This is a genomic window from Nonomuraea sp. NPDC049625 (assembly GCF_040675285.1).
In the GTDB taxonomy this organism is placed as follows: domain Bacteria; phylum Actinomycetota; class Actinomycetes; order Streptosporangiales; family Streptosporangiaceae; genus Nonomuraea; species Nonomuraea angiospora_A.
The window spans coordinates 43294-65742 of record NZ_JBFAOQ010000014.1; the positions used below are offsets into that span (position 1 = coordinate 43294).

General features: G+C 69.7%; 21 protein-coding genes and 1 pseudogene. 10 read left to right on the forward strand and 12 right to left on the reverse strand.

The genetic code is table 11. The annotated features are described in order from the left end of the window. From AB0J87_RS44395 to AB0J87_RS44415, 5 genes are read right to left on the reverse strand one after another with little or no spacing between them, the layout of a single operon-like run. Positions 1 to 1185 carry an ABC transporter permease gene (locus tag AB0J87_RS44395; RefSeq protein ID WP_363976805.1) on the reverse strand — a complete coding sequence of 395 codons (1185 nt, stop codon included), beginning with the start codon at positions 1183 to 1185 and terminating at the stop codon, positions 1 to 3. Continuing rightward, positions 1182 to 1865: an ABC transporter ATP-binding protein gene (locus AB0J87_RS44400; RefSeq protein ID WP_363976808.1), complete on the reverse strand. Its 684-nt coding sequence runs from the start codon at positions 1863 to 1865 to the stop codon at positions 1182 to 1184. Before AB0J87_RS44400 ends, AB0J87_RS44395 begins: the two co-directional genes overlap by 4 nt. Beyond that, positions 1862 to 3217, reverse strand: a complete 1356-nt coding sequence (locus AB0J87_RS44405) for an HlyD family efflux transporter periplasmic adaptor subunit (protein ID WP_363976811.1) — start codon at positions 3215 to 3217, stop codon at positions 1862 to 1864. The genes AB0J87_RS44400 and AB0J87_RS44405 overlap by 4 nt, the downstream gene beginning before the upstream one ends. Before the next feature lie 34 nt (positions 3218 to 3251). Beyond that, positions 3252 to 4046 carry a pyrroline-5-carboxylate reductase gene (gene proC / locus AB0J87_RS44410; protein WP_350739738.1) on the reverse strand — a complete coding sequence of 265 codons (795 nt, stop codon included), beginning with the start codon at positions 4044 to 4046 and terminating at the stop codon, positions 3252 to 3254. Between the two features lie 9 nt (positions 4047 to 4055). Next, a complete protein-coding gene (locus AB0J87_RS44415; protein WP_363976816.1) occupies positions 4056 to 4937 on the reverse strand; it encodes a proline dehydrogenase family protein in 882 nt (293 codons plus the stop codon). A 69-nt stretch (positions 4938 to 5006) separates the two neighbouring features. Between AB0J87_RS44415 and AB0J87_RS44420 the strand changes: the two genes are divergently transcribed. From AB0J87_RS44420 to AB0J87_RS44450, 7 genes and pseudogenes are all read left to right on the forward strand, one after another. After that, on the forward strand, positions 5007 to 5459 hold the full coding sequence (locus tag AB0J87_RS44420) for a hypothetical protein (protein WP_355210204.1): 453 nt from the start codon (positions 5007 to 5009) through the stop codon (positions 5457 to 5459). 199 nt (positions 5460 to 5658) lie between these two features. Further along, complete coding sequence (dnaK, locus tag AB0J87_RS44425) at positions 5659 to 7527, forward strand: molecular chaperone DnaK (RefSeq protein WP_350739729.1); 1869 nt, start codon at positions 5659 to 5661, stop codon at positions 7525 to 7527. Continuing rightward, positions 7527 to 8123: a nucleotide exchange factor GrpE gene (gene grpE / locus AB0J87_RS44430; RefSeq protein ID WP_363976820.1), complete on the forward strand. Its 597-nt coding sequence runs from the start codon at positions 7527 to 7529 to the stop codon at positions 8121 to 8123. The genes dnaK and grpE overlap by 1 nt, the downstream gene beginning before the upstream one ends. Positions 8124 to 8145: 22 nt before the next feature. Beyond that, positions 8146 to 9321, forward strand: a complete 1176-nt coding sequence (dnaJ, locus tag AB0J87_RS44435) for a molecular chaperone DnaJ (RefSeq protein WP_363976823.1) — start codon at positions 8146 to 8148, stop codon at positions 9319 to 9321. A gap of 3 nt (positions 9322 to 9324) precedes the next feature. Continuing rightward, positions 9325 to 9606 (forward strand): annotated as a pseudogene (locus AB0J87_RS44440) (helix-turn-helix transcriptional regulator); the annotation flags it as partial. A gap of 74 nt (positions 9607 to 9680) precedes the next feature. After that, positions 9681 to 12251 carry an ATP-dependent chaperone ClpB gene (gene clpB / locus AB0J87_RS44445; RefSeq protein WP_355210196.1) on the forward strand — a complete coding sequence of 857 codons (2571 nt, stop codon included), beginning with the start codon at positions 9681 to 9683 and terminating at the stop codon, positions 12249 to 12251. Positions 12252 to 12485: 234 nt separating this feature from the next. Beyond that, a complete protein-coding gene (locus AB0J87_RS44450; RefSeq protein ID WP_363976826.1) occupies positions 12486 to 13193 on the forward strand; it encodes a hypothetical protein in 708 nt (235 codons plus the stop codon). A gap of 151 nt (positions 13194 to 13344) precedes the next feature. On the opposite strand, the gene AB0J87_RS44455 is transcribed toward AB0J87_RS44450, so the two are convergent. Then, complete coding sequence (locus AB0J87_RS44455; RefSeq protein WP_225963876.1) at positions 13345 to 13803, reverse strand: tetratricopeptide repeat protein; 459 nt, start codon at positions 13801 to 13803, stop codon at positions 13345 to 13347. Positions 13804 to 14041: 238 nt separating this feature from the next. Between AB0J87_RS44455 and AB0J87_RS44460 the strand changes: the two genes are divergently transcribed. Further along, positions 14042 to 14365 carry a hypothetical protein gene (locus AB0J87_RS44460; protein WP_350739711.1) on the forward strand — a complete coding sequence of 108 codons (324 nt, stop codon included), beginning with the start codon at positions 14042 to 14044 and terminating at the stop codon, positions 14363 to 14365. Here the strand turns inward: AB0J87_RS44460 and AB0J87_RS44465 are convergent. From AB0J87_RS44465 to AB0J87_RS44480, 4 genes are all read right to left on the reverse strand, one after another. After that, on the reverse strand, positions 14362 to 14925 hold the full coding sequence (locus tag AB0J87_RS44465; RefSeq protein WP_350739856.1) for a TetR family transcriptional regulator: 564 nt from the start codon (positions 14923 to 14925) through the stop codon (positions 14362 to 14364). The two genes, AB0J87_RS44460 and AB0J87_RS44465, sit on opposite strands and share 4 nt — an antisense overlap. A 122-nt stretch (positions 14926 to 15047) precedes the next feature. After that, entirely contained in the window at positions 15048 to 16736 is a 1689-nt protein-coding gene (locus tag AB0J87_RS44470) for an SDR family oxidoreductase (RefSeq protein WP_363976830.1), read from the reverse strand. Positions 16737 to 16778: 42 nt separating this feature from the next. Beyond that, positions 16779 to 17852 carry a CapA family protein gene (locus AB0J87_RS44475; protein ID WP_363976833.1) on the reverse strand — a complete coding sequence of 358 codons (1074 nt, stop codon included), beginning with the start codon at positions 17850 to 17852 and terminating at the stop codon, positions 16779 to 16781. A 60-nt stretch (positions 17853 to 17912) separates the two neighbouring features. Continuing rightward, complete coding sequence (locus AB0J87_RS44480) at positions 17913 to 18749, reverse strand: helix-turn-helix transcriptional regulator (RefSeq protein WP_363976836.1); 837 nt, start codon at positions 18747 to 18749, stop codon at positions 17913 to 17915. A gap of 103 nt (positions 18750 to 18852) precedes the next feature. Here AB0J87_RS44480 and AB0J87_RS44485 point away from each other — a divergent pair, with 103 nt between their 5' ends. Further along, positions 18853 to 20265 (forward strand): MFS transporter, encoded by a 1413-nt coding sequence (locus tag AB0J87_RS44485; RefSeq protein ID WP_363976839.1) that lies wholly within the window; start codon positions 18853 to 18855, stop codon positions 20263 to 20265. 174 nt (positions 20266 to 20439) lie between these two features. On the opposite strand, the gene AB0J87_RS44490 is transcribed toward AB0J87_RS44485, so the two are convergent. Both AB0J87_RS44490 and AB0J87_RS44495 read right to left on the reverse strand, forming a co-directional pair. Continuing rightward, the gene (locus AB0J87_RS44490) at positions 20440 to 20664 is read right to left on the reverse strand and encodes a DUF397 domain-containing protein (RefSeq protein ID WP_350739697.1); all 225 of its coding nucleotides are present in this window, start codon (positions 20662 to 20664) and stop codon (positions 20440 to 20442) included. A 53-nt stretch (positions 20665 to 20717) separates the two neighbouring features. Continuing rightward, positions 20718 to 21581 (reverse strand): helix-turn-helix transcriptional regulator, encoded by an 864-nt coding sequence (locus tag AB0J87_RS44495; protein ID WP_350739694.1) that lies wholly within the window; start codon positions 21579 to 21581, stop codon positions 20718 to 20720. Positions 21582 to 22289: 708 nt separating this feature from the next. Between AB0J87_RS44495 and AB0J87_RS44500 the strand changes: the two genes are divergently transcribed. Next, positions 22290 to 22448, forward strand: a complete 159-nt coding sequence (locus AB0J87_RS44500) for a hypothetical protein (RefSeq protein WP_350739691.1) — start codon at positions 22290 to 22292, stop codon at positions 22446 to 22448. The last annotated feature ends 1 nt before the right edge of the window (position 22449 follow it).

Sequence of the window (22449 nt, forward strand, 5' to 3'; positions counted from 1 at the left end):
TCACTCGGCGCGGAGGGCGATGACGGGGTCCAGCCGGCCCGCCCTCCGCGCCGGCGCCACGCCGAAGAACACCCCGACCGCCGCCGACACCCCGAACGCCAGCGCGATCGACCACCACGTGATCGACGCCGGCACCTCAGTGAACGCCGCGATGGCCAGCGCGCCGCCCACCCCGAGCACGATCCCGGCGAGCCCGCCGATCGTGGTCAGCAGCACCGCCTCGATGAGGAACTGGGCCAGGATGTCGCGCTGCCTGGCCCCCAGCGCCTTGCGCAGCCCGATCTCCCGGGTGCGCTCGCGGACGCTGACCAGCATGATGTTCGACACGCCGACGCCGCCGACCAGCAGCGAGATGCCCGCGATGGCGGCCAGCACGCCGGTGAGCATGCCGAGCACGCTGCCGATCGTGCCGAGCAGCGCGGTCTGCGTGACCGCCGAGAACTGCTCGCCCGGATACCGCGCCCGCAGCGCCGCGGTCACCTTCTCCGACAGCGGATCGATCTCGTCCGGCCCGGACGCGCCGACCGCCAGCCCGTTGATCCGCTCGATCCCGAGCAGCCGCTGCGCCGTCGTCACCGGGATGTGGATCTCCTGGTCGCGGGAGAGCCCGAACGTCTGCCCGATCTCGGCGTACACGCCCACCACCCGGAACCTGGCCCCGGCCACCGTCACCTGCCGCCCGATCGGGTCCAGGTCGCCGAACAACCGGTCGGCCACCTCCGAGCCGAGCACGGCCACCCTGCGCCGGGTGTCCACGTCGGTCTCGCTCAGCGGGCGGCCCTTGTCCAGGGGGCGCTCGAAGATGTTGACGAGGTTCTGGTCGGTGCCGATCACCGTGACGAACGCCTCGGCCCTGCCGACGCGTACGGTCTCGCCCGACTGCAGCGAGACCGTCACCTTCGACGGGTCGCCCACCACGCGCCGCAGGTAGGCGACGTCGGCCAGGCCCAGCTTGCTCTGCGTCGGGGCGGCGCCCAGGCTGATGCGGCCGGGGACGACGAGGATGATGTTCGTGCCGAGGCCCGAGATCTGCTTCTCGATCTCGTCCTTCGCGCCGGTGCCGATGGCCACCAGGATCACCACGGCCAGCACGCCGATGATCACACCCAGCATGGTCAGCGCGCTGCGCAGCCGATTCACCCGCAGAGCTTCCAGCGCCATGGCGAACGCTTCGCTGGACCTCACGCCGTGTCCTTCTCGATCAACCCGTCCCGTACGTGGATCTGCCGCCGGGCGTGGGCGGCGACCTCCGGCTCGTGCGTGACGAGCACCACCGCCACCCCGCCCTCGCCGTTGAGGCGGTCGAGGATGGCCATGACCTCGGCCCCGTTGGCGGTGTCGAGGTTGCCCGTGGGCTCGTCGGCCAGCAGCACCTTGGGCTCCCCGACCAGCGCCCTGGCGATGGCGACGCGCTGCTGCTCGCCGCCCGACATCTGAGACGGCCGGTGCTCCAGCCGGTGCCCGAGCCCGACCGCCTCCAGCGCCGTACGGGCCCGCGCGCGCCGCTCGGCCCGGCCGACCCCCCGGTAGACCAGCGGCAGCGCCACGTTGTCCAGCGCCGACGTCCTGGCCAGCAGGTGGAAGGACTGGAAGACGAAGCCGATGGTCTTGTTCCGGAGCTCGGCCAGCTCGGTGTCGGACAATCCGGAGATCTCCACCCCGTTGACCTTGAGCACGCCCGAGCTGGGACGGTCGAGGCAGCCGAGCAGGTGCATGAGCGTCGACTTGCCGGACCCGGAAGGCCCGACGATGGCGGCGAACTCGCCCTGGTCGATCCGGAGCGACACGCCGCGCAGCGCCTCCACGGCCACGCCGTCGAGCTGGTAGCGCCGGGTGAGGTCCACCGCCTCGATGGCGGCCGTCACGGGATCCGCTGCCCTTGCCGTACGGAGTCCGCGCCCTTGACCACGATCCGGTCGCCCACGGACAGCCCGCTCAGCACCTCGACCACCGCGTCTCCCTGGGCCCCCAGCTTGACCACGCGGCGCTCCGCCGCGCCGTTCCTGATCGCCCAGACCACGCTCTCGCGCCCGCTGGAGACGATGGCCGAGGCCGGGGCCGAGACGGCGGAGGGCGACTCGCGCACGGTCAGCCGCGTGACGGCGCTCATGCCCGGCTTGGGGGTGGGCGCCTTGGAGCCGTCGTCGAAGGCGCCGGGCCCGAGCGTGAGCCGCACCGGGTAGCTGACGCCGCCCGTGGTGCCCTCCATGGGGGTGACGCCGATGCCGGTCACCACGGCCCTGTACGTGGCGCCGGGCACCGCGTCCAGCTCGACGCCTGCCCGCACGCCCTTCTTGACCAGCAGCACGTCGGTCTCGTCGACGTCGGCGTCCAGGGTGAGCTCGGAGACGTCGGTGACGGTGACGATGGAGTCGCCCGCCGAGACGGGGACGCCCGCCACGACCGGGCTGCCGGAGGTGGAGCCGCCCGTCGACGGCAGGGACGGGAGCTGCTGCCCGCCGCCGGGCAGCCGGCTGAGCAGCCCTTCGACGCCGCTCCCGGCCCCGCCGCCGCCCGAGGCGCGGCCGAGCGTGACGACGCCGCCGAACGGCGCCTTGATCGTGAGCGACCTGACCGTGCTCTCCGCCGCCTTGACCGCGGCCTTGGCCTGCGACTTCGAGGCCGCCTGCAGCGAGGCCATGGAGCGGGACAGCCCGCCGGTCACGCCGGACATCAGGCCGCTGATGGAGCGGTTGAGCTGGGCGGTGATCGAGGCCAGGGCCCTGGTCTGCGCCTTGTGCTGGGCCTGGGCGAGGTCGATGGCGTTCAGGAGCTGCCGGCGCGTCTTCGCGTCCTCGACCTTCTTCGCCTCCTTGCGGGCCCTGGCGAAGTGGGCGGCCACCTTGCGGTCGAACGCCCGGGTGTCGAACGACGGCAGCCGGACCTCCGGCGTGCCGAAGCTCGCGGGGGTGGCCGCCTTGGAGGCCTGGCGGGCCTGCCGGAGCTGGCTCTGGGCCTGGGGCGAGCTGATCCTGACCAGGATCTGGCCCTTGCGCACGCGGTCGCCCTCGCGGACGTACAGCTTGGCGATCGTGCCCTGGGCGGGCGAGCGCAGTGTCGCGGAGGCACGCGCGCCGATCGTGGCGGGGGCCTCCACGACCTCCGTGACCGGGCCCCGGCCGACCTCGCCGACCTGGACCGCGGGCGGCGGCTCGGAGGAGCAGCCGGTCAGTACGAAAAGGACGAGCAGCGGCGCGATGCCGCGACGTAACGTCACGCGACCCATCGTAGGAGTGAGGCCGGCCGGTCTCTCAGCCGGAGGCGAGCTGGCGCCCCCGGTCGCGGGCGGCCTCGATCGCGGCCAGGAACGCGGCCCGCACGCTGTGCCGCTCCAGCTCCGCGATGGCGGCGATGGTCGTGCCGCCCGGCGAGGTGACGGCCTCGCGCAGGATCACCGGGTGCTCGCCCGAGTCGCGCAGCATCACGGCGGCCCCGACGATCGACTGGGTGACCATGTCGAGCGCGGCGGCCCGCGGCATGCCGAGCAGGATGCCCGCGTCGACCATGGCCTCGACCAGGTAGAAGAAGTAGGCCGGGCCGCTGCCGGACAGGGCCGTGGCGGCGTCCTGCTGGGACTCGGGGATGCGCAGCACCTTGCCGACCGGGCTGAGCAGGCCCTCGGTGCGCTTGAGGTGCTCCTCGCCCGCGTGGGCGCCCGCCGAGATCACGCTCATCGCCTCGTCGAACCTGATCGGCGTGTTGGACATCACCCGGACCACGGGCACGTCCACCCCGAGCCGCTGCTCCACGAACGCCGTCGTGATGCCGGCCGCGGCGGTGATCACGAGCCGGTCGGCGGGCACGTACGGGGCGATCTCGGCCAGCAGCGTCGCCATGTCCTGCGGCTTGACGGCCAGGATGAGGGTGTCGGCGACCTTGGCGGCCTCGGAGTTGGAGACGGTGCGCACGCCGTACGTCTCGCGCAGCGCCTGCGCCCGCTCGGTCCGGCGGCTGGTCGCCATGATGTCGCCGGGCTTGAACCCGGCGCGCAGCAGACCGGACAGCAGGGCCTCGCCCATCTTGCCCGTGCCCAGAATCGCAATCATTGGGGCAGCCTACCGTCGGCTCACCAGCGACCTGAGGAAGAAGGCCAGGTTGCGGGGGCGTTCGGCCAGGCGGCGCATGAGGTAGGCGTACCAGTCGGAGCCGTAGGGGACGTAGACGCGCATCCTGGCGCCCTGCCCGGCCAGGCGGAGCTGTTCGTCGGGGCGCACGCCGTACAGCATCTGGTGCTCGTAGCCGGTGGCGTCGCGGCCCTCAAGGACGGCGAGCGTGGAGGCGATCCGTACGAGCCTGGGGTCGTGGGTGGCGACCATGGGGTAGGCGGTGCCGGCCATCAGGACCCGCAGGCACCGTACGAAGGAGCGGTCGATGTCGGCGGGCCTGGTGTAGGCCCCCGGGGCGGTGTACGCGCCCTTGCACAGGCGCACCCGGGCCCCGCCGAGCTTCTCGCAGCGATCCAGCGAGTCCGGCAGGTACGCCTGCACCACCACGCCCACGTCGGGATGGTCCTTGCGCAGCGCGGCGTGCACGGAGTGCAGGCCGGGGATCGTGTCGTGCTCCTCGGCGTCGAGCGTCACCGTGACGTCACGGGCCGCGGCGGCCCGGCAGATCGCGGCGGCGTGGTCGAACGCGAGCCCCTCCGACAGCCGCAGCCCGAGCGCCGTCAGCTTGACCGACACGTCGGCGCCGGCGGGCAGCAGGGCCAGCAGCCGCAGGTACTCGGTGACCCCCTCCTCGGCCTGCGCCTGCTCGGTCACCTCCTCGCCGAGGTGGTCGACGGTGACGAGCAGCCCCTTGCGGGTCAGCTCGCCGATCACCCCGCGCACGTCGCCGGCGACGAAGCGCCCGACCACGCCCGCGGTCAGCGGCGACGTCGAGATGAGGCGCTCGGCGCGTTCGCTCTTGGATATGGCAATAAGGGCCTGACGGAGCACGTGAACCACACTAAACCGGGGCATGATGAACCGCGGAACACTCCTGTCCGTCGAATGGGTATGCGTGCAATGACTGCGACTCTCCTGGCCGGTTGTCTGGTGCTCGCGACGAGTTGCGGCGCGGCGGCGCCCGCCGAGCGGGCCTCCACGGCGGTCCCGGCCAAACCGCCCGCCGTGGCCGAGCCGGTCACCACCACCCCGACGACGAGCCCCGAGAAGGGCCCACAGCCGGTCAAGCCGACCGGCAACGCCATCAACGTCCACAAGGTCCGCTGGACCAAGGCCAGGGCGGTGTCCAAGCGGAAGGTCCAGCTCACCTGGTGGTCGGGCGTCGCCCCGTGCACGGTGCTGGACCGCGTCAAGGTCAAGGAGTCGCCCAAGTTCGTCACGGTCACCCTGTACGAGGGCACCGCGCCCAAGGCCAGGAACGTGTCGTGCATCATGATCGCGATCGAGAAGACCACGACGATCACGCTCAAGAAGCCGATCGGCAAGCGCAAGATCGTCGACGGCTCCAAGTAGGGCGCCATGCGGCCCGACGCCCCGGCCCCGTGCCGGGGCGTCTTCATGCTCAGGAACCTTCCGCGGATCCGCCGCCGTTAGAGGGAATGCCGGTGCGCTCACGAGGGTTGAGTCGAGTAGGCTCAAGTCGTTTGACAAAGACGACCGGCATTCGTACCTTGAGTCCACAAGACTCAACTTTGACTACAAGGACGTACTCATGGCACGTGCGGTAGGTATCGACCTTGGGACGACCAACTCCGTCGTCTCGATCCTCGAGGGCGGTGAGCCCACCGTCATCGCCAACGCGCAGGGCTCGCGGACCACGCCGTCCGTGGTCGCCTTCGCGAAGAACGGCGAGGTCCTCGTCGGTGAGGTCGCCAAGCGGCAGGCCGTCACCAATGTGGACCGGACGATCCGATCGGTCAAGCGGGAGATGGGCACCAACTGGTCCCAGGAGATCGACGGCAAGAAGTTCTCGCCCCAGCAGATCAGCGCCTTCGTCCTGCAGAAGCTGAAGCAGGACGCGGAGGCCTACCTCGGCGAGAAGATCACCGACGCGGTGGTCACCGTTCCCGCCTACTTCAACGACGCCCAGCGCCAGGCCACCAAGGAGGCCGGCACGGTGGCGGGCCTCAACGTGCTCCGCATCATCAACGAGCCGACCGCGGCGGCCCTCGCCTACGGGCTCGACAAGGAGCAGGACCAGACCATCCTGGTCTTCGACCTCGGTGGCGGCACCTTCGACGTGTCGCTGCTCGACGTCGGCCAGGAGGACGGCCACGGCTTCGTCGAGGTCAAGGCCACCTCCGGCGACAACCACCTCGGTGGTGACGACTGGGACCAGCGCGTCGTCGACGAGCTCGTCAAGCGCTTCCAGAACGCGCACGGCGTCGACCTGTCCAAGGACAAGATGGCGCTCCAGCGCCTGCGCGAGGCGGCCGAGAAGGCCAAGATCGAGCTGTCCAGCCAGTCCGAGACCAACATCAACCTGCCCTACATCACGGCCTCGTCCGAGGGCCCGCTGCACCTCGACGAGAAGCTGACGCGCTCCGAGTTCCAGCGGCTGACGGCCGACCTGCTCGAGCGGACCAAGGGCCCGTTCCACCAGGTCATCAAGGACGCCGGCATCAAGGTCTCCGACATCGCCCACGTGGTGCTCGTCGGCGGCTCGACCCGCATGCCCGCCGTGACCGAGCTGGTCAGGGAGCTGACCGGCGGCAAGGAGCCCAACAAGGGCGTCAACCCGGACGAGGTCGTCGCCATCGGCGCCGCCCTGCAGGCCGGTGTGCTCAAGGGTGAGGTCAAGGACGTCCTGCTGCTCGACGTGACCCCGCTGTCGCTGGGCATCGAGACCAAGGGCGGCATCTTCACCAAGATCATCGAGCGCAACACGACGATCCCGACCAAGCGCTCCGAGGTCTTCACCACGGCCGAGGACAACCAGCCGTCGGTGCAGATCCAGGTCTTCCAGGGTGAGCGCGAGATCGCCTCGTACAACAAGAAGCTGGCGACCTTCGAGCTGACCGGCATCGCGCCGGCGCCGCGCGGCATCCCGCAGATCGAGGTCACCTTCGACATCGACGCCAACGGCATCGTCAACGTCTCCGCCAAGGACCTGGGCACGGGCAAGGAGCAGTCGATGACGATCACCGGCGGCTCCGCGCTGCCGAAGGACGACATCGAGCGGATGATGCGCGAGGCCGAGTCGTACGCCGAGGAGGACAAGAAGCGCCGCGAGGAGGCCGAGGTCCGCAACAACGCGGACGGGCTCGCCTACCAGACGGAGAAGTTCCTCCGCGAGAACGACGACAAGGTCCCCGGCGACATCAAGACCGAGGTCAACGACGCCCTGTCCGAGCTGAAGAAGGCTCTGGAGGGCACCGACACCGACGTCATCCGCACCTCCGCCGAGAAGCTCGCCACGGTCAGCCAGAAGATGGGTTCGGCGATCTACGCCGCGAGCCAGGGCCAGCAGGCCGGTGGCGAGGGCGCCCCGCAGGACGCCGCCGCCGGTGACGGCCAGAAGGCCGACGAGGACGTGGTCGAGGCCGAGATCGTCGACGACGAGCCGAAGAAGGACAAGTGATGCCGCCGCGCGACAACGGGCATGACGAGCCGGTGATCCGCGACAACCGCAAGATCGACCCGGACACGGGGCAGGTCAGGGACACCACCGTCGCCGACCAGGCGGCCCAGCCGCCGGCGGCGGAGGTCTTCGCCAACGGCGAGCTGGAGGCCCAGCTCGCCGAGCGGACCGCGGACCTGCAGCGACTCCAGGCCGAATACGTGAACTACCGCAAGCGGGTCGAGCGCGACCGGGCCGCGGTCAGGGAACAGGCTGTCGCGGGCGCGCTGGTGGAGCTCCTGCCCGTGCTCGACGACATCGGCCGGGCCCGCGACCACGGCGAGCTCACCGGAGGCTTCGCGAAGGTGGCCGAGTCGCTGGAGGCGGCCGTCACCAAGCTGGGCCTCAGCGCCTTCGGTCAGAAGGGCGAGCTGTTCGACCCGACCGTCCACGAAGCGCTGATGCACAGCTACTCATCCGAGGTCACCGAGCCGACCGCGATCGAGGTGCTGCAGCCCGGATACCGGATGGGTGACAGGGTGCTGCGCCCGGCGCGGGTGGCCGTCGCGGAGCCCGGGGACGCCACTCCCGCGTCCAATGACGACGACGAAAACTGACAACGAGGACGAAGGGCCGTAGATGAGCACCAAGGACTTCCTGGAGAAGGACTACTACGCCGTCCTTGGTGTGCCCAAGACCGCCACCGCCGAAGAGATCAAGAAGGCCTACCGGAAGCTGGCCAGGCAGTACCACCCGGACACCAACCAGGGCGACGTGACCAAGGAGACCAAGTTCAAGGAGGTCTCCGAGGCTTACGACGTCCTGTCCGACACCAAGCGCCGCAAGGAATATGACGAGGCGCGCACGCTGTTCGGGTCCGGGGTGGGCGGCCAGCGGCCCGGTGGTGGCGGGTTCCCGTTCGACTTCGGCGACCTGTTCGGCGGCACCGGACAGAACACCGGCAGCGGTGCGGGCGAGCGGCTCGGCGACCTGTTCGGCGGGCTGTTCAACCGTGGTGGCGGCACCACCCGCACGACCACCACGTCCAGGCCGAGGCGTGGCCAGGACATCGAGTCCGAGGTCACGCTGACGTTCACCGAGGCGGTCGAGGGCACCACGGTGTCGCTCAGGCTGACCAGCTCGGCCGCCTGCGCCGCGTGCACCGGCACCGGCGCCAAGGCGGGCACGACCCCCAGGGTCTGTCCCACCTGCGAGGGCACGGGCGCGGCCAGCCGAAACCTGGGCAACTTCGCCTTCTCCGAGCCCTGCCGCGACTGCAAGGGCCGCGGGCTGATCGTGGACGACCCCTGCCCCGTGTGCGAGGGCAGCGGCCGGGCCAAGAGCACCCGCACCATCCAGGCCCGCATCCCCGCCGGCGTGGCCGACGGCCAGCGGGTCAAGCTCAAGGCCAAGGGGGCGCCGGGCGAGAACGGCGGGCCCGCCGGCGACCTCTACATCCTCACGCATGTCAAGCCGCACGCCGTCTTCGGCCGGTCGGGTGACAACCTGACGATCACCGTGCCGGTGACGTTCACGGAGGCGGCGCTCGGCGCGGAGATCAAGGTGCCGATCCTCAAGGGCATGCCGGTCACGCTGCGCATTCCCACGGGCACGCCCAACGGGCGCACGTTCCGTGTGCGCGGCAGGGGCGTGACCCGCAAGGACGGCACCAAGGGAGACCTGCTCGCCATGGTCGAGGTGGTGGTGCCGAAGACGCTCGACGACAAGTCACGTGAGCTCCTCAACGAGTTCAACACCGCGACCGCGGGTGAAGACCCGCGCGCTGAGCTGATTCAGCGAGCCAGAAGCGAGTAGCCGATGGACGCCAATTATTTCGACCTGTCAGATGACACACCTGTATACGTGATCTCGGTGGCCGCGCAGCTGTCGGGGCTCCACCCGCAGACGCTGCGCCAGTATGACCGGCTGGGCCTGGTCAGTCCTGGCCGCACGGCGGGGCGCGGCCGCCTCTATTCGACCCGCGACATCATCCAGCTGCGCGAGGTGCAGCGGCTCTCCCAGGAGGAGGGCATCAACCTCGCGGGCATCAAGCGGATCCTCGAACTCGAGAACGAAGCTCTGCGGCTGCGTGAGGAGGTTCACCGCCTGCGTGCCGAGATGCGCATGGTCAGAGCGTTGATCCGATATGAGCTGCCACCGGGGGCATAGAAAGAATGGACTACAAGCTCACCCAGAAGAGCCAGGAAGCGCTCTCGGGTGCCATGCGGCGTGCCGCCGCGGAGGGCAACCCTGAGATCTCCCCGGCCCACCTGCTGACCACCCTGCTCTCCCAGACGGGCGGCACCGCCGCACCCCTGCTCGAAGCCGTCGGCGCCGACTGGCGCACGCTGCGGGCGCGGGCCGAGGAGCAGCTCGCGGCGCTGCCCAAGGCGCAGGGCGCGACGGTGGGGGCGCCGTCGAGCTCCCGCCAGCTCCTCACGGTGCTCAACACCGCCGCCCAGCACGCCAACCGGCTCGAAGACCTCTACGTCTCCACCGAGCACCTCCTGGTCGGCCTGGCGGCCGACGGCGGCCAGATGGCCGAGCTGCTCAAGTCGCAGGGCGCGACGCCGCAGGCGCTGCTCGACGCGTTCGAGAAGGTACGCGGGCACGCCCGCGTCACCAGCGAGACCCCTGAGGACACCTACCAGGCGCTGGAGAAGTACGGCGTCGACCTGACCGAGCGCGCCCGCGCCGGCAAGCTCGACCCCGTCATCGGCCGCGACTCCGAGATCCGCCGCGTCGTCCAGGTGCTCAGCCGGCGCACCAAGAACAACCCGGTGCTCATCGGCGAGCCCGGCGTCGGCAAGACCGCGGTCGTCGAGGGCCTGGCCCAGCGCATCGTGGCCGGCGACGTGCCCGAGTCCCTGCGCAACAAGCGGCTGATCTCGCTCGACCTGGGCGCGATGGTCGCCGGCGCGAAATACCGCGGCGAGTTCGAGGAGCGGCTCAAGGCCGTGCTCTCCGAGATCAAGGAGAGCGACGGGCAGATCGTGACGTTCATCGACGAGCTGCACACCGTCGTGGGCGCCGGGGCCGCCGAGGGCGCGATGGACGCGGGCAACATGCTCAAGCCGATGCTGGCCCGCGGCGAGCTGCGCATGATCGGCGCGACCACGCTCGACGAATACCGCGAGCGCATCGAGAAGGACCCGGCGCTGGAGCGCCGCTTCCAGCAGGTCTACGTGGGCGAGCCCTCGGTCGAGGACACGATCGCGATCCTGCGCGGGCTGAAGAGCCGCTACGAGGCCCATCACCAGGTGCAGATCGCCGACAGCGCGCTGGTGGCCGCGGCCGCGCTGTCCGACCGCTACATCACCAACCGCTTCCTTCCCGACAAGGCCATCGACCTGGTCGACGAGGCCGCCTCGCGGCTGCGCATGGAGATCGACTCCCGTCCCGTGGAGATCGACCAGCTCCAGCGCAACGTCGACCGGATGAAGATGGAGGAGCTGGCCCTGTCCAAGGAGACCGACGAGGCCTCCGTCCAGCGGCTCGAACGCCTCCGCAAGGAGCTGGCCGACCGCCAGGAGGAGCTCAACGCCCTCGTCGGCCGCTGGGAGCACGAGAAGGCCGGGCTCAACAAGGTCGGCGAGCTGAAGAAGCAGCTCGACGAGGCGCGCGGCGCCGCCGAGCGGGCTCAGCGCGACGGCGACTTCGAGGCCGCCTCCAGGCTCATGTACGCCGAGGTGCCCCGGCTGGAGCAGGCGCTGAAGGCCGCCTCCGACGCGGCGCCGCCGGACAACGCCATGGTCAAGGAGGAGGTCGGGGCCGACGACATCGCCGAGGTGATCTCGTCGTGGACCGGCATCCCCGCCGGGCGGCTCCTGGAGGCCGAGACGGCCAAGCTGCTGCGCATGGAGGACGAGCTGGGCAGGCGGCTGATCGGCCAGCAGAAGGCCGTACAGGCCGTCTCCGACGCCGTACGCCGCAGCCGGGCGGGCATCGCCGACATCGACCGGCCGACGGGCTCGTTCCTGTTCCTCGGGCCCACGGGTGTGGGCAAGACCGAGCTGGCCAAGGCGCTGGCGGAGTTCCTGTTCGACGACGAGCGGGCGATGACCCGGATCGACATGAGCGAATACTCCGAGAAGCACAGCGTGGCCAGGCTCGTCGGCGCGCCTCCCGGCTACATCGGTTACGAGGAGGGCGGCCAGCTCACCGAGGCCGTCCGGCGGCGCCCGTACACGGTCGTGCTGCTGGACGAGGTCGAGAAGGCCCATCCCGAGGTCTTCGACATCCTCCTCCAGGTGCTCGACGACGGGCGGCTGACCGACGGGCAGGGCCGCACGGTCGACTTCCGCAACACGATCCTGATCCTCACCTCCAACATCGGGTCGCAGTTCCTCATCGATCCCAAGCTGGAGAACGGAGCCAAGCGCGAGGCCGTCATGGGCGCGGTGCGCAACGCGTTCAAGCCGGAGTTCCTCAACCGGCTCGACGACGTGATCCTCTTCGACGCGCTGGGCACGGAGGAGCTGGCGCAGATCGTCGACCTGCAGGTCGAGCGGCTGGCACGGCGCCTGGCCGACCGCCGGCTGGCGCTGGAGGTCACGCCCGCCGCCCGCGAGTGGCTGGCGCTGACGGGCTACGACCCGCTGTACGGCGCCCGCCCGCTGCGCCGCCTGGTCCAGTCCGCCATCGGCGACAAGCTGGCCAAGGCCGTGCTGTCGGGCGAGGTCGTGGACGGCGACAAGGTCAAGGTCGACCTCGGGGACGACGAACTCCTGATCCAGCGCGCCTGACGGCGTTCTCCCGGAGCCCGGGGACCCTGGCGGGGTCTCCGGGCTCCGGCGTGTCGTCCTTCTCCGCGCGTGGTTTCGGCACGTGGTGGCCCTGGTCGGCGTGTCATGTCCGGGTCATCCGGCCACGTCTTTGGTAAGGTCCGGTCCACTCTTCGGACAAGCCGCACGCCCGCGGCCGAATGTGTGACTACGTTCAGCGTTCGTCGGATCACCGAAAACGATCAGGGACGTGACGTGTCATCTCAGAAGATCCGGAGCATCATCGCGGTGGCCACTCTGACCGCGGGCATCACCTGGCTGGCCGCGACCCCCTCGACGGCCGACATGTGCAAGGGCGGGGAGCCCGCCCTGCTGTCGCCCAAGTCGATCGCCACGTACTGTGAGGAGCGCGCCCCGGTGCGCCTGGACGAAGCCGGCGCCCGCGGCGGCAAGCTGGTCACCACCGAGAGCAACAAGCTCGCCATGGCGGCCGGGGAGATGGCCAGGCAGCTCGGCCTGACGGGGCTGGCCACCGGGCGGGAGGCGCTCGGCATCGCCGACCTGGGCGGGCTGGCCGCGAACTGGGGCATGCCCTCGCTGTTCTCGGCCTCGCCCGCGCTGTTGCCCATGGTGCCGGGTTCGACCTCGATGAAGGATCTGGCGACCGTGGCCGAGGTGCCCGCGCTGCCCGCCCTCCCCGTGCTGCCGCAGACGCCGCTGGTGGCCAAGCTGCCCGCCGAGATGCCGCTCGGGAACGCCGCTCCGTACCAGAACCGCATCGCGGGCTCCGCCGTCGAGTCGCCGCTGGACCTGAAGGAGCCGGTCGCGGAGGTCGGGTCCCAGGTGGTCGACATCCTGCTGCCCAAGGCGGTGCAGAGCGTCGAGGACACCTCGATGCTGCCGGGCGGCCAGCCCGCGGTGGACGGGTTCACGGGGCTGGCGCGGGAGCTGGGGCTGCGCTGAACCACCCACAGCCGATCCACCCGCAGCCGATCCACCCGCAGGCGTCACAGCAGGGCCGCCCCTAAGCGGCCCACACCACCGACCCGCCCGAAGGCGCCCCAGAGGGCTCTGAGCCGTCCTGGGAGCCGAGGCGGGCCGGGTGGTGGGGTCGTCAGCGGGCGAGGGCGTCCAGCTCGTCCTCAGGGAGCCCGAGGTCGACCCGGATGCGGTAGCGGGTGCGCAGGAGCGCCCCCTGCTCCGGATCGTTCTCGTCGCATCCCAGGACCGCCTGGGTGGCCCATTCGAGCCCTCCCTGGAGGTCCCCGTAGGCGACCAGCGTCTCGGCGATCGTATGAGCGGTCGCCGTGGAGACGCCGCCCTCCGCGCGTATGGTCTCGATGACCTCCCTAGCCTCATCGGGCCGGTCGAGCTCGAAGAGCGTGTCGGCGATGCCGGCGCGCGGGTCGAAGCCCGCCTCGCCGCCGTCCTCGACCGCGCGCTGGAAACACTCCATAGCGCGCGCCGGCTGGCCTGCCGCCCGCCATTCTTCGGCAGCGAGGACCAGGATGGACGCCCTGGAGACGTCGCCCGACGAATAGCCGAGCGCTACGTCGTACAGCCGACTGGCCAAGGAACTGTGGTCGTCGGCCAATAGGGCCTGCTCAAGCAGACGATCAAGGTGCTCACGGGTCACATACGCCACACCGCGAGACTACCGAGCCAGTCGGCGCTTTGCCCGGTCAATGCGCATCGCCGGTCAGTCACAAATTCGGTAACGCCGCGTCCAATAGTGCTGACCCTGAGCGTGTCCGCCCAGGTGACAGGGCATATACGGGTCGCTTTGCTGCTACGCGAGCAAGGGGGCTGTGATGGGCGTGTCCAAGCAGATGACCTTCACACTGGCCTGTGTCGTCGTGTTGGCGGCCCTCGTCCCCGGTGTGGCGGGTTATTTGTCGGCCCGATTGGAGGCCATCGAATCCGCGGAGCGCAACTTGCATGCCCTGGAGGCAAGGCTGCATGTCCGCGAGGCAAGGGAAGCCCGTCCCGCCTCGATGTCGTCGCCATGCCTGCGGACGCCGGCCACCCCGCGGTTCCAGCAGGTGCCCGCGATCGCCCTCGGCGAGCACGGGAGGCGGGTGCCTGCCTGGCTGGCAGGCCTGATCAAGGAAGTGGCGGACTTCAGGCCGGACTAGCGCACCGGCCAGGACCGCAGCTGGCGCGACAGGAAGCCCCGGATCAGCTGTTTGGCCGCGTCGATGATCTCCGGTGAGCCCTTGGGGTCGCGGCGGAAGGCCAGCTTGAGCACGGCGTCGCCGGCCTCGACCGCCACCAGCACGGCCAGGTCGAGCTCCGGGCTGTCGGCCAGCCCGAACTCCTTGAGCAGCAACCCCCGCAACCGCCCCGCGATCACGGTGTTGTTGTCGGAGTCGGAGTCGAGCAGGTTGAGGTCGACGGCGTCGCCGAAGTGGAGGCTCTTGAAGCCGGGGACCGTCCTGTGCATGTCGACGTACTCGTCGATGATCGCGTCGATGGCCTCCCACCAGCCGCGATATTCCTCCGTGAGGAACCTGCGGTCGACCCTGCGCACGAACTCCTCGACGTTGCGCCGGGTGAGCTCCTGCGTGACGGCCCGTTTGTCGGGGAAGAACTGGTAGATCGACCCGATCGCGACCCCTGCCCGCTCGGCGATGCGAGTGGTGGACAGGGCCTCGTATCCGGTCTCGTCGAGTAGCTCCGCGCACGCGTCGAGCATCCGCTCCACGCGGCGTGCGCTGCGGCGCTGGGCCGGCTGGCGCCTGAGGGCTCTGGGCTGGGCGCAATCATCATCGAGTTGCGGCGAGGACACGCAGTCATCTTCTCCCGGATGGGCGATCGTTACCTGCCAATTCCTGGATTTCTTATGGTTCCGCTCCGACGCGCGAGCGCGCGCATCGTTCCCGGCGAAATCCGGGAAAGGGCATACCCGATTTTCCCCTCCAGGTTGACCGGCACAACGGCCTGATTCCGGTGTACGGCCCGCAGAATGTGGGCGGCCACCCGCTCGGCGGGATAACCGCGCCGCGCCAGGCCCCGTACGGCGTCTTCGCGCAGGTCAGCGCCCACGTACGTGGCGTTGCGCGCGATCGGCGTCGAGACGAACCCCGGGCAGACGGCGCTCACCCCGATCCCGTGCCCGGCCAGCTCGGCCCTGAGGCAGTCGCTGAGCATCTTCACGGCCGCCTTGGAGGTCGAGTACGCGGGCAGCAGCCGGGACGGCGCGAACGCGGCCAGAGAGGCGACGTTGACGATGTGGCCGCCTTCGCCGCGTTCGACCATGGCGGCGCCGAAGAGCCGGCATCCGTGGATGACGCCCCACAGATTGACGTCGACGGTCCTGCGCCAGTCGTCCACCGTATGATCAAGAAAAGACCCGGCGACGGCGATCCCGGCATTGTTCACCACAATGTCCGGCACCCCATATTGAGCGATGATATTTCGCGAAAAATCTTCCATTTGATCGATATTCGATACATCGACCTGCACGGCGTGCCCCGTACCCCCGAGATCCTCGGCGATGGCGTCGGCGGCCCGCGCCGCCGCGTCGGCGTCGATGTCCGCGCACACCACCTCGGCGCCGTGGGCCGCGAACGCCCGCGCCGTCGCCAGCCCGATCCCGGACCCCGCCCCGGTGACCACCACCAGCTGCCCGTCGAAGGCCCGCCGCGACCCCCGCACGGCGTGGGCGCCGTCGGCGAACTCGGCGATCAGCCGGGCCACCGCCTCGGGACGGCTCCGGTGCGCCCAGTGCCCGGCCGCCACCTTCCGGTGCCGGAGCCTGGGCACCCACTGCCCGATCGAGGCCAGCAGCGCCGGGGTCACGAAGGCGTCCCGCGTGGCCTCGAGGATCTGCACGGGCACGTCGCCGACGCCCGGATCGCCGTCCGCGCCCATGTTCCGCCGGTACATCCAGAGCCCGTTGCGCCCGTCCTCGGCCAGCGTCGGCGCCGGATGTCCGGGCCGCGGCGCGATGCCCTCGCGCCGCAGCGTACGGGAGATGATCCCCGGCATGACCGAGCCCCACGCCAGCTCCGGCACCACCGGAACCTGAAATGCCCCGATATACCAGGACTTGATGCGCTGCGCCGCGACGTCCCGCCGCTTCCCGTGCCGCAGAAAATGAGCGGCCTGCCGCAGCCCCGGCCCGCCCAGGCTCGTGAAGGACGCGATCCGTTCCCGGATCCCGGCCCGCCCGAGGGCCTCCCAGCCCTGGAGTGACCCCCAGTCATGCCCCACGAGATGCACCTTGGACGCGCCCCCAGCGTCGATCACGGCGTTGATCACGGCGTCGAGGTCGGCGATCAGGTGGTCGAGGTCATAGTTCCGGCTGTCCCGTGGCGCCGTGGACTCCCCCGCCCCGCGCACGTCGTACCGGACGACGTGGTAGCGGTCGCGCAGGAGCGCGGCCACCTCGTCCCAGACGCGGTGCGTGTCGGGGTAGCCGTGGAGCAGCAGCACCGTCGGGTTCGCCGGGTCGCCTTCCTCGAAGACCGCCAGCCGCACGTCACCGGACTCGACCCATCGCATCGCGACCTCCTATTGGACGAATCGTCCAGTAGCATAGATCGTTCATGGACGCGCGGCCAGCCCGGCGCAGGAGCGCAGCGCCTTCCAGTCCGCGACCGCCTGGGTCCGGGCGGGCCCCGTCATCGGGACGGGCACACCCCCTTGGATGGTGGCCGGGGTCCAGCTGTCCTTGAGCACCTTCCGCCCGTTGATGGTCAGCGTCAGGACGCCGGTCCGGCCCGTGGTGCCGGGGGTGGAGTTGTAGAAGACGAAGTTGCCCATGCCGTAGTTGACGTACGCGTTGTCCAGATACCCGGATCCGAGCAGGATGTGCGCGTGCCCGCCGACCACCACGTCGGCGCCCGCCTCGACCAGTTTGGGGGCCAGCGAGAGCTGCGCCGGGTTCGGGCACTTCTGCATCTCGGTGCCCCAGTGCAGGTGGACGATCACGGTGTCGGAGTTCTTCCGCGCCTGCCGCACCGCCCTCAACAGGCTGGCCTCGTCCTTGGCCGAGGCCAGCCCGCCCTTGTCGGCGGTGGCCGTCCACGACTGGATGAACTCCGCGTCCAGCACCTGCGTGGCCCCGATGATGGCCACCCGGTTGCCGTTCACGGTCTTGCGGAACGGCCTGTACGCCTGCGCCGCGTCCTTCCCGATCCCCACCACGGGGAACTTGCTGGTCCTGATCGCCGCCAGCGTGTCCGCCAGGCCGGTCTCCATGTAGTCCATGCCGTGGTTGTTGGCCATGGACACGACGTCGACCCCGGCGGCCTTCAACGCGGTGAAGGCGGTCGGCGGCGCCCGGAAGGTGAACTGCTTCCCCGGCGCCGGCGTCCCGCCCGTGGTGATCGCCGTCTCCAGGTTCACCATGGATAAGTCGGACTTGCGCAGCACGCTCGCGATCGGCCCGAGCGCCGTGCCGGGGCCGGCCAGCCGTCCCCGCAGCATCCCCTCGAAGTGCACGTCCCCGCCGAAGGAGATCGTGTACGGCCGCCGTTTCGGCTTGGGCTTCGCCGTCGGCGACTCGGCCACCTGCTGGTCCACCTGCTTGCTCTGCGGCTCTTTCTCGGGGGCCGATGAGCAGGCCACCAAGGAGGCGGCGACGGCGAACAACGGGAGGGCACGGGGGAATCTCATCTGCCGCCACTTCCGCTCGAATCCGGTCGTTTAGGGATTGAGCATGCCATGCAGGGCGGATTACCGCGCAGGCTCCCCCTTCTCCAGCAACCTGCGCATCGCCTCCCGGGTCGCGTCGTCCATCGGCGTGTACACGACCAGCCGGATCTCGGCCACGGCCGTGAGGCTGGTCGTGCTGAAGCGCAGCTCCCCCAGCTCCACGTGCTTGAACCGCTTCACCCTCGGCCCCGGCTCGGCCACGTCCTGCCTGGCCCACAACCGGGCGAACTCGGCGCTCTCCGAGCTGAGCCGGCGGATGAAGTCCTGCCAGCACGGGTCGTCCACGTGGCGGCTGTAGGCGCCCCTGAACACCGCCACGGCCCGCGCGAGCTCCTGGTCGCGGTTGAGCAGCAGGGTCGTGGGGGCGGGGGTGAGGCAGGTGTACCAGAGCGAGTTCCGCTCGCCCTCCGGCGCGCTGACCAGCTCGGGGAACACGGCGGCGTAGGCGGCGTTCCAGGCCAGGGCGTCGCACCGGCTGTTGGTCACGGCGGCGGGCATGTCGCCGAGCCGGTCGAGGATCTGCCGCATCTCGGGCGTCACCTGGCCCGAGTCGGTGTCGGCCGGGCTCAGCGCCTGGCCCGCCAGCCGGTAAAGGTGCTGGCGCTCGGCGGCGTCGAGCCTGAGCGTACGGGCGATCGCGTCCAGCACCTGGGCGCTGGCGTTGATCGGGCGGCCCTGCTCCAGCCACGTGTACCAGGTCACGCCGACGCCCGCGAGCTGGGCGACCTCCTCGCGCCGCAGGCCGGGCGTCCGCCTGCGCGGTCCCGGCGCGAGGTCGACCATCTCGGGGGTGATCCGCTCGCGACGCGTACGCAGGAACGCCGACAGGTCGATGCGCTTTGCCTCTGCCACGCTCATGTCTCCACTATGGGGCGAACCACCAAATCCTATCCAGTTACCGCCAGTACCAGTATAAGTGGGCTCTCGTTACTGGTACTGGATCCCCGGCAGACTGCTACACATGACGCAAACTGCCGCTATTTCCCCCTCTGTGGACACCAAACCACAGGAGGGGACCCGGGCCAGCGGCCTGCTCCTTGCGATCATCCTCGTGGGGCAGTTCCTGGCCATCCTGAACGTCAACATCGTCAACGTGGCCACCCCGACCATCGAGTCCGACCTGCACTCCTCAGGCGCCGGGCTGCAGATGATCGTCGCCGGATACACCATTGTCTATGCCGTCCTGTTGATCACCGGAGCCAGGGTCGGCGACCTGTTCGGCTACCGCAACGCATTCCTGGGCGGGCTGGCGCTGTTCACGGTGACCACGCTCGGCGCGGGCCTGGCGCCCTCGACGGGCTGGCTCGTGGCCGCCCGCCTGCTGCAGGGCGCCGGGGCGGCGATGATGATGCCGCAGGTCCTGACGTTGATCCAGCGCAACTACCACGGCGCGGCCAGAGGCCGGGCGATGGGCCTGTGGTCGCTGGTGATCAGCGGTGGCATCGTGATCGGCCAGGCTTTCGGCGGGATCCTGCTGGGCCTGGGCGCGGGCTGGCGAGTGGTGTTCCTGGTGCTGGTGCCGATCGGCGCGCTGCTGATGGTGGCCGGGATGAAGGTGCTGCCCGCCGACGAGGGCGGAGGCCGGACGGGCCTCGACCCGTGGGGCCTGGTGTCCCTGTCCGCGGCCGTGCTCCTGCTCGTCGTGCCGCTGGTCCTCGGCCGCGAGCTCGGGTGGCCGACGTGGGGCTGGATCTCGATGGCGCTGAGCGTGGTGACGTTCTTCGCGTTCGTCCGCATCGAGCGCTGGGTGACGGCCCGCGGCGGGCGTCCCCTGGTGGACGCGCGGGTGCTGCGCGCGCCCGGCATGCGGCCGGGGCTGGCGATCCTGCTGTTCGGCCCGGCGACCTGGGGCGCGTTCCTGTTCACCTCGGCCCTGCACCTGCAGGGCGAGCTGCACCTGACGCCGCTGTCCTCCGGCATGATGCTGGTGCCGTGCGCGCTGGCCTTCGGCCTCGTCGGGCTCCTCTGGCCGCGCCTGCCGCTCCGCCTGCAGCGCCCGCTGGTGCCCTTCGGCTACGTGGTGGCCGCCCCCGCGTACCTCGGGCTGGGGCTCGCCGCCGGCGGCGGCCTCCCGTACGCGGTCATGAGCGCCCTCGTCGGCGCCGGGCTCGGCGTGCAGGTCGCGGTGACGAACATGGCGACCGAGCAGGTGGACGACGCCTACGCGGCGGACGCGAGCGGCGCGCTGCTCACCGTGATGCAGCTCGGGCAGGTCATCGGCGTCTCCACGGTCGGGACGCTGTTCATCACGCTGAGCCAGGGCCACGGCACGGTGTCCGCCTCGCTGGTCTCCTCCATCGCCATGGCGGGCCTCGCGGTGGTCGCGGGGCTGAGCTCGCTCTTCCTCGTACGGCGCCGCGTACCGGCCGCATAATCCGGACCCGGGAATTTCCCCCACAAGCAAGACGGCCCGCGCCCCCCTTTACCGGGGGCGCGGGCCGTCTTATGCACTCCGGGAAAAGACTTCCCGGAAAGAAACCTCAATCTGCGAAATATCCCTGAGCCGTCCTGCCGCGCGAGAAGAAAATGCTGCGGCGGTTACGGTTTTTCAGGCACCTGGTACGAGCGTGGCCAAGTCGAACTCGCCCTCACGCACTCCCGCGGTGAAGGCGGCCCACTCCTCAGGAGTGAAGACGAGAACGGGCCCGTCCTGCTCCTTGCTGTCCCTGAGCGCAACGTTGCCGTCAGCCAGGGGGGCGACCTCGACGCAGGCCGATGCGCCGTTGCAGAATCTGCTCTTCCGCCAGGCGGCCGCCGTAGTGTGGATGTACATTCTCTCCCCAAATGCGTAAAGGGGCTCCGTTGCCCCTTCCTGAGGTCTCGCCGTTAACGTCTCCACAGCATGGCCTTCCGCTGGATAAGAACGCGTGATTCGTCCTCATCCAGGGCCTCCGACTTGATATGGTCGAAAGCCGCTTCGTACCCGGCCACCCGTTCGAGATCATCGACGAAGTGAGCAGTATACAGCTGCTCTAGGTACACAACATCATCAAATGCCGCAAACTTAAGATGAATAAACGCACCGGTGTTAACCGGATGAAGTGAGTCCAGGGTCAGGACGTGAATGCTGACGTGCGGCAGCAGGGAGACCTCCAGGAGATGCTCCATCTGCTCGCGCATGACCGAGGGCTCGCCGAAGCGACGCGTCAGCGCCGACTCGTCGAGAACCACCGTCAGCTCGCAGGGATCCGCCCGGTGCAACACCCGCTGCTGCCTGTCGAGGCGGGCTTCGACCCGGCTCCTGACACCGCTGTGCGTGATGCGCGCGATGCCACGGGTCGCCAGGATGACCTCCCTGGCATAGTCCTCGGTCTGCAAGGTGCCAGGCACGATCTGGGGTTCCCAGTTGCGCTGGAATTTCGCCTCAGCCTCTAACCCGAGGAATCTTGTGTACTCCTCGGGTAGAGCGTCCTCGTAATCTTCCCACCAGCCGCGCTGCTCCGCATCCCGCAACAGGCCGAAGAGCTCGTCAAGTTTCTCCTCGTCCACGCGGTAAAGCTGCGCCATGACCTTGATGTCGTCGGCGCTGGGCATGGTCTTGGCGGCCTCGATGCGGCTGACCTTGCTCGCGGACCAGCCGAGCTCGCTGGCCGCCCTGGCCCCGGTGAGCTTCTTCCGCTCCCGGAGGAGGCGCAGCTCCTGACCGAGCCGGAGCCTGCGTACAGTCGGACTGCCCTGCTGCGATGGCACCGCCACTCTCCTTGTTCGGGAATGAAGGTGTAGCCGGTGGGGATCGTTTGGGACCCGGCTTTTGGGGCCGTTCGCCCAATCTTACACTGCAAGTTGCACGTGGAGTGCCGCTCGTCCTTGTCAGAAGGCTTTCATGGGGAGAGCGTAGGGGCAAGACGAACTACGGCCAGGGGTGGGCCTGGGGTGGAACATCTCCCGTTGCACGCCGCGCATGACACTTCTGGTGCAAGTTGCACGGCAAGAGGTGAAGAAATGTAAATCTTCCCTTGCTTAAAGTATTGCAGCATCGCTCACCTCGGGGGACGATCGGTTCCAGGAGGGTTCTCGAGTGGTGAGGAGGCCGGACATGACGACACGGCCGTACACATCGGGCTCTCCGACTTCGATCGCGCGGCCCCGCCCGGGCCGCCTCGCCGGCAACGTCGCCGCCCCGGATACGAAACTCCGCCCCAGGGAGGCCGCTTGCCGGAAGGACTTCGGAATCGCCTGAAGAACTCAGCGAGAGTCCGCTCATTCGAGCCTGGAAAAAACCGGGCCGAGGCTGACCACCAGCGCGCCGCATTCGGGCTGCCACCCTGCGGCGAGACCGGTCATCAGCCGTCGGTCCGGCGAAGAAGCCACCTCTGAAAATGCCGCGAAAGGGGTCTTCTCATGTACTCACAAGGTACCAAGGGACTCGCCCGAATCAAGTGCCGGATCCGAGAGCTTATGGCTTGGGCCGATCGCGAGATCTGCATGGAGCCCGACGAGTTCGCCTACCACGTCGGATGGACCGTGAGCAGGACCGGGTTCGGCTCCCGTCGCTACCGCGACCCACGGTTCGACCAGCTCAGCGTGCCACAGCGCGTGACGGAGGAGGTGTCCTGAC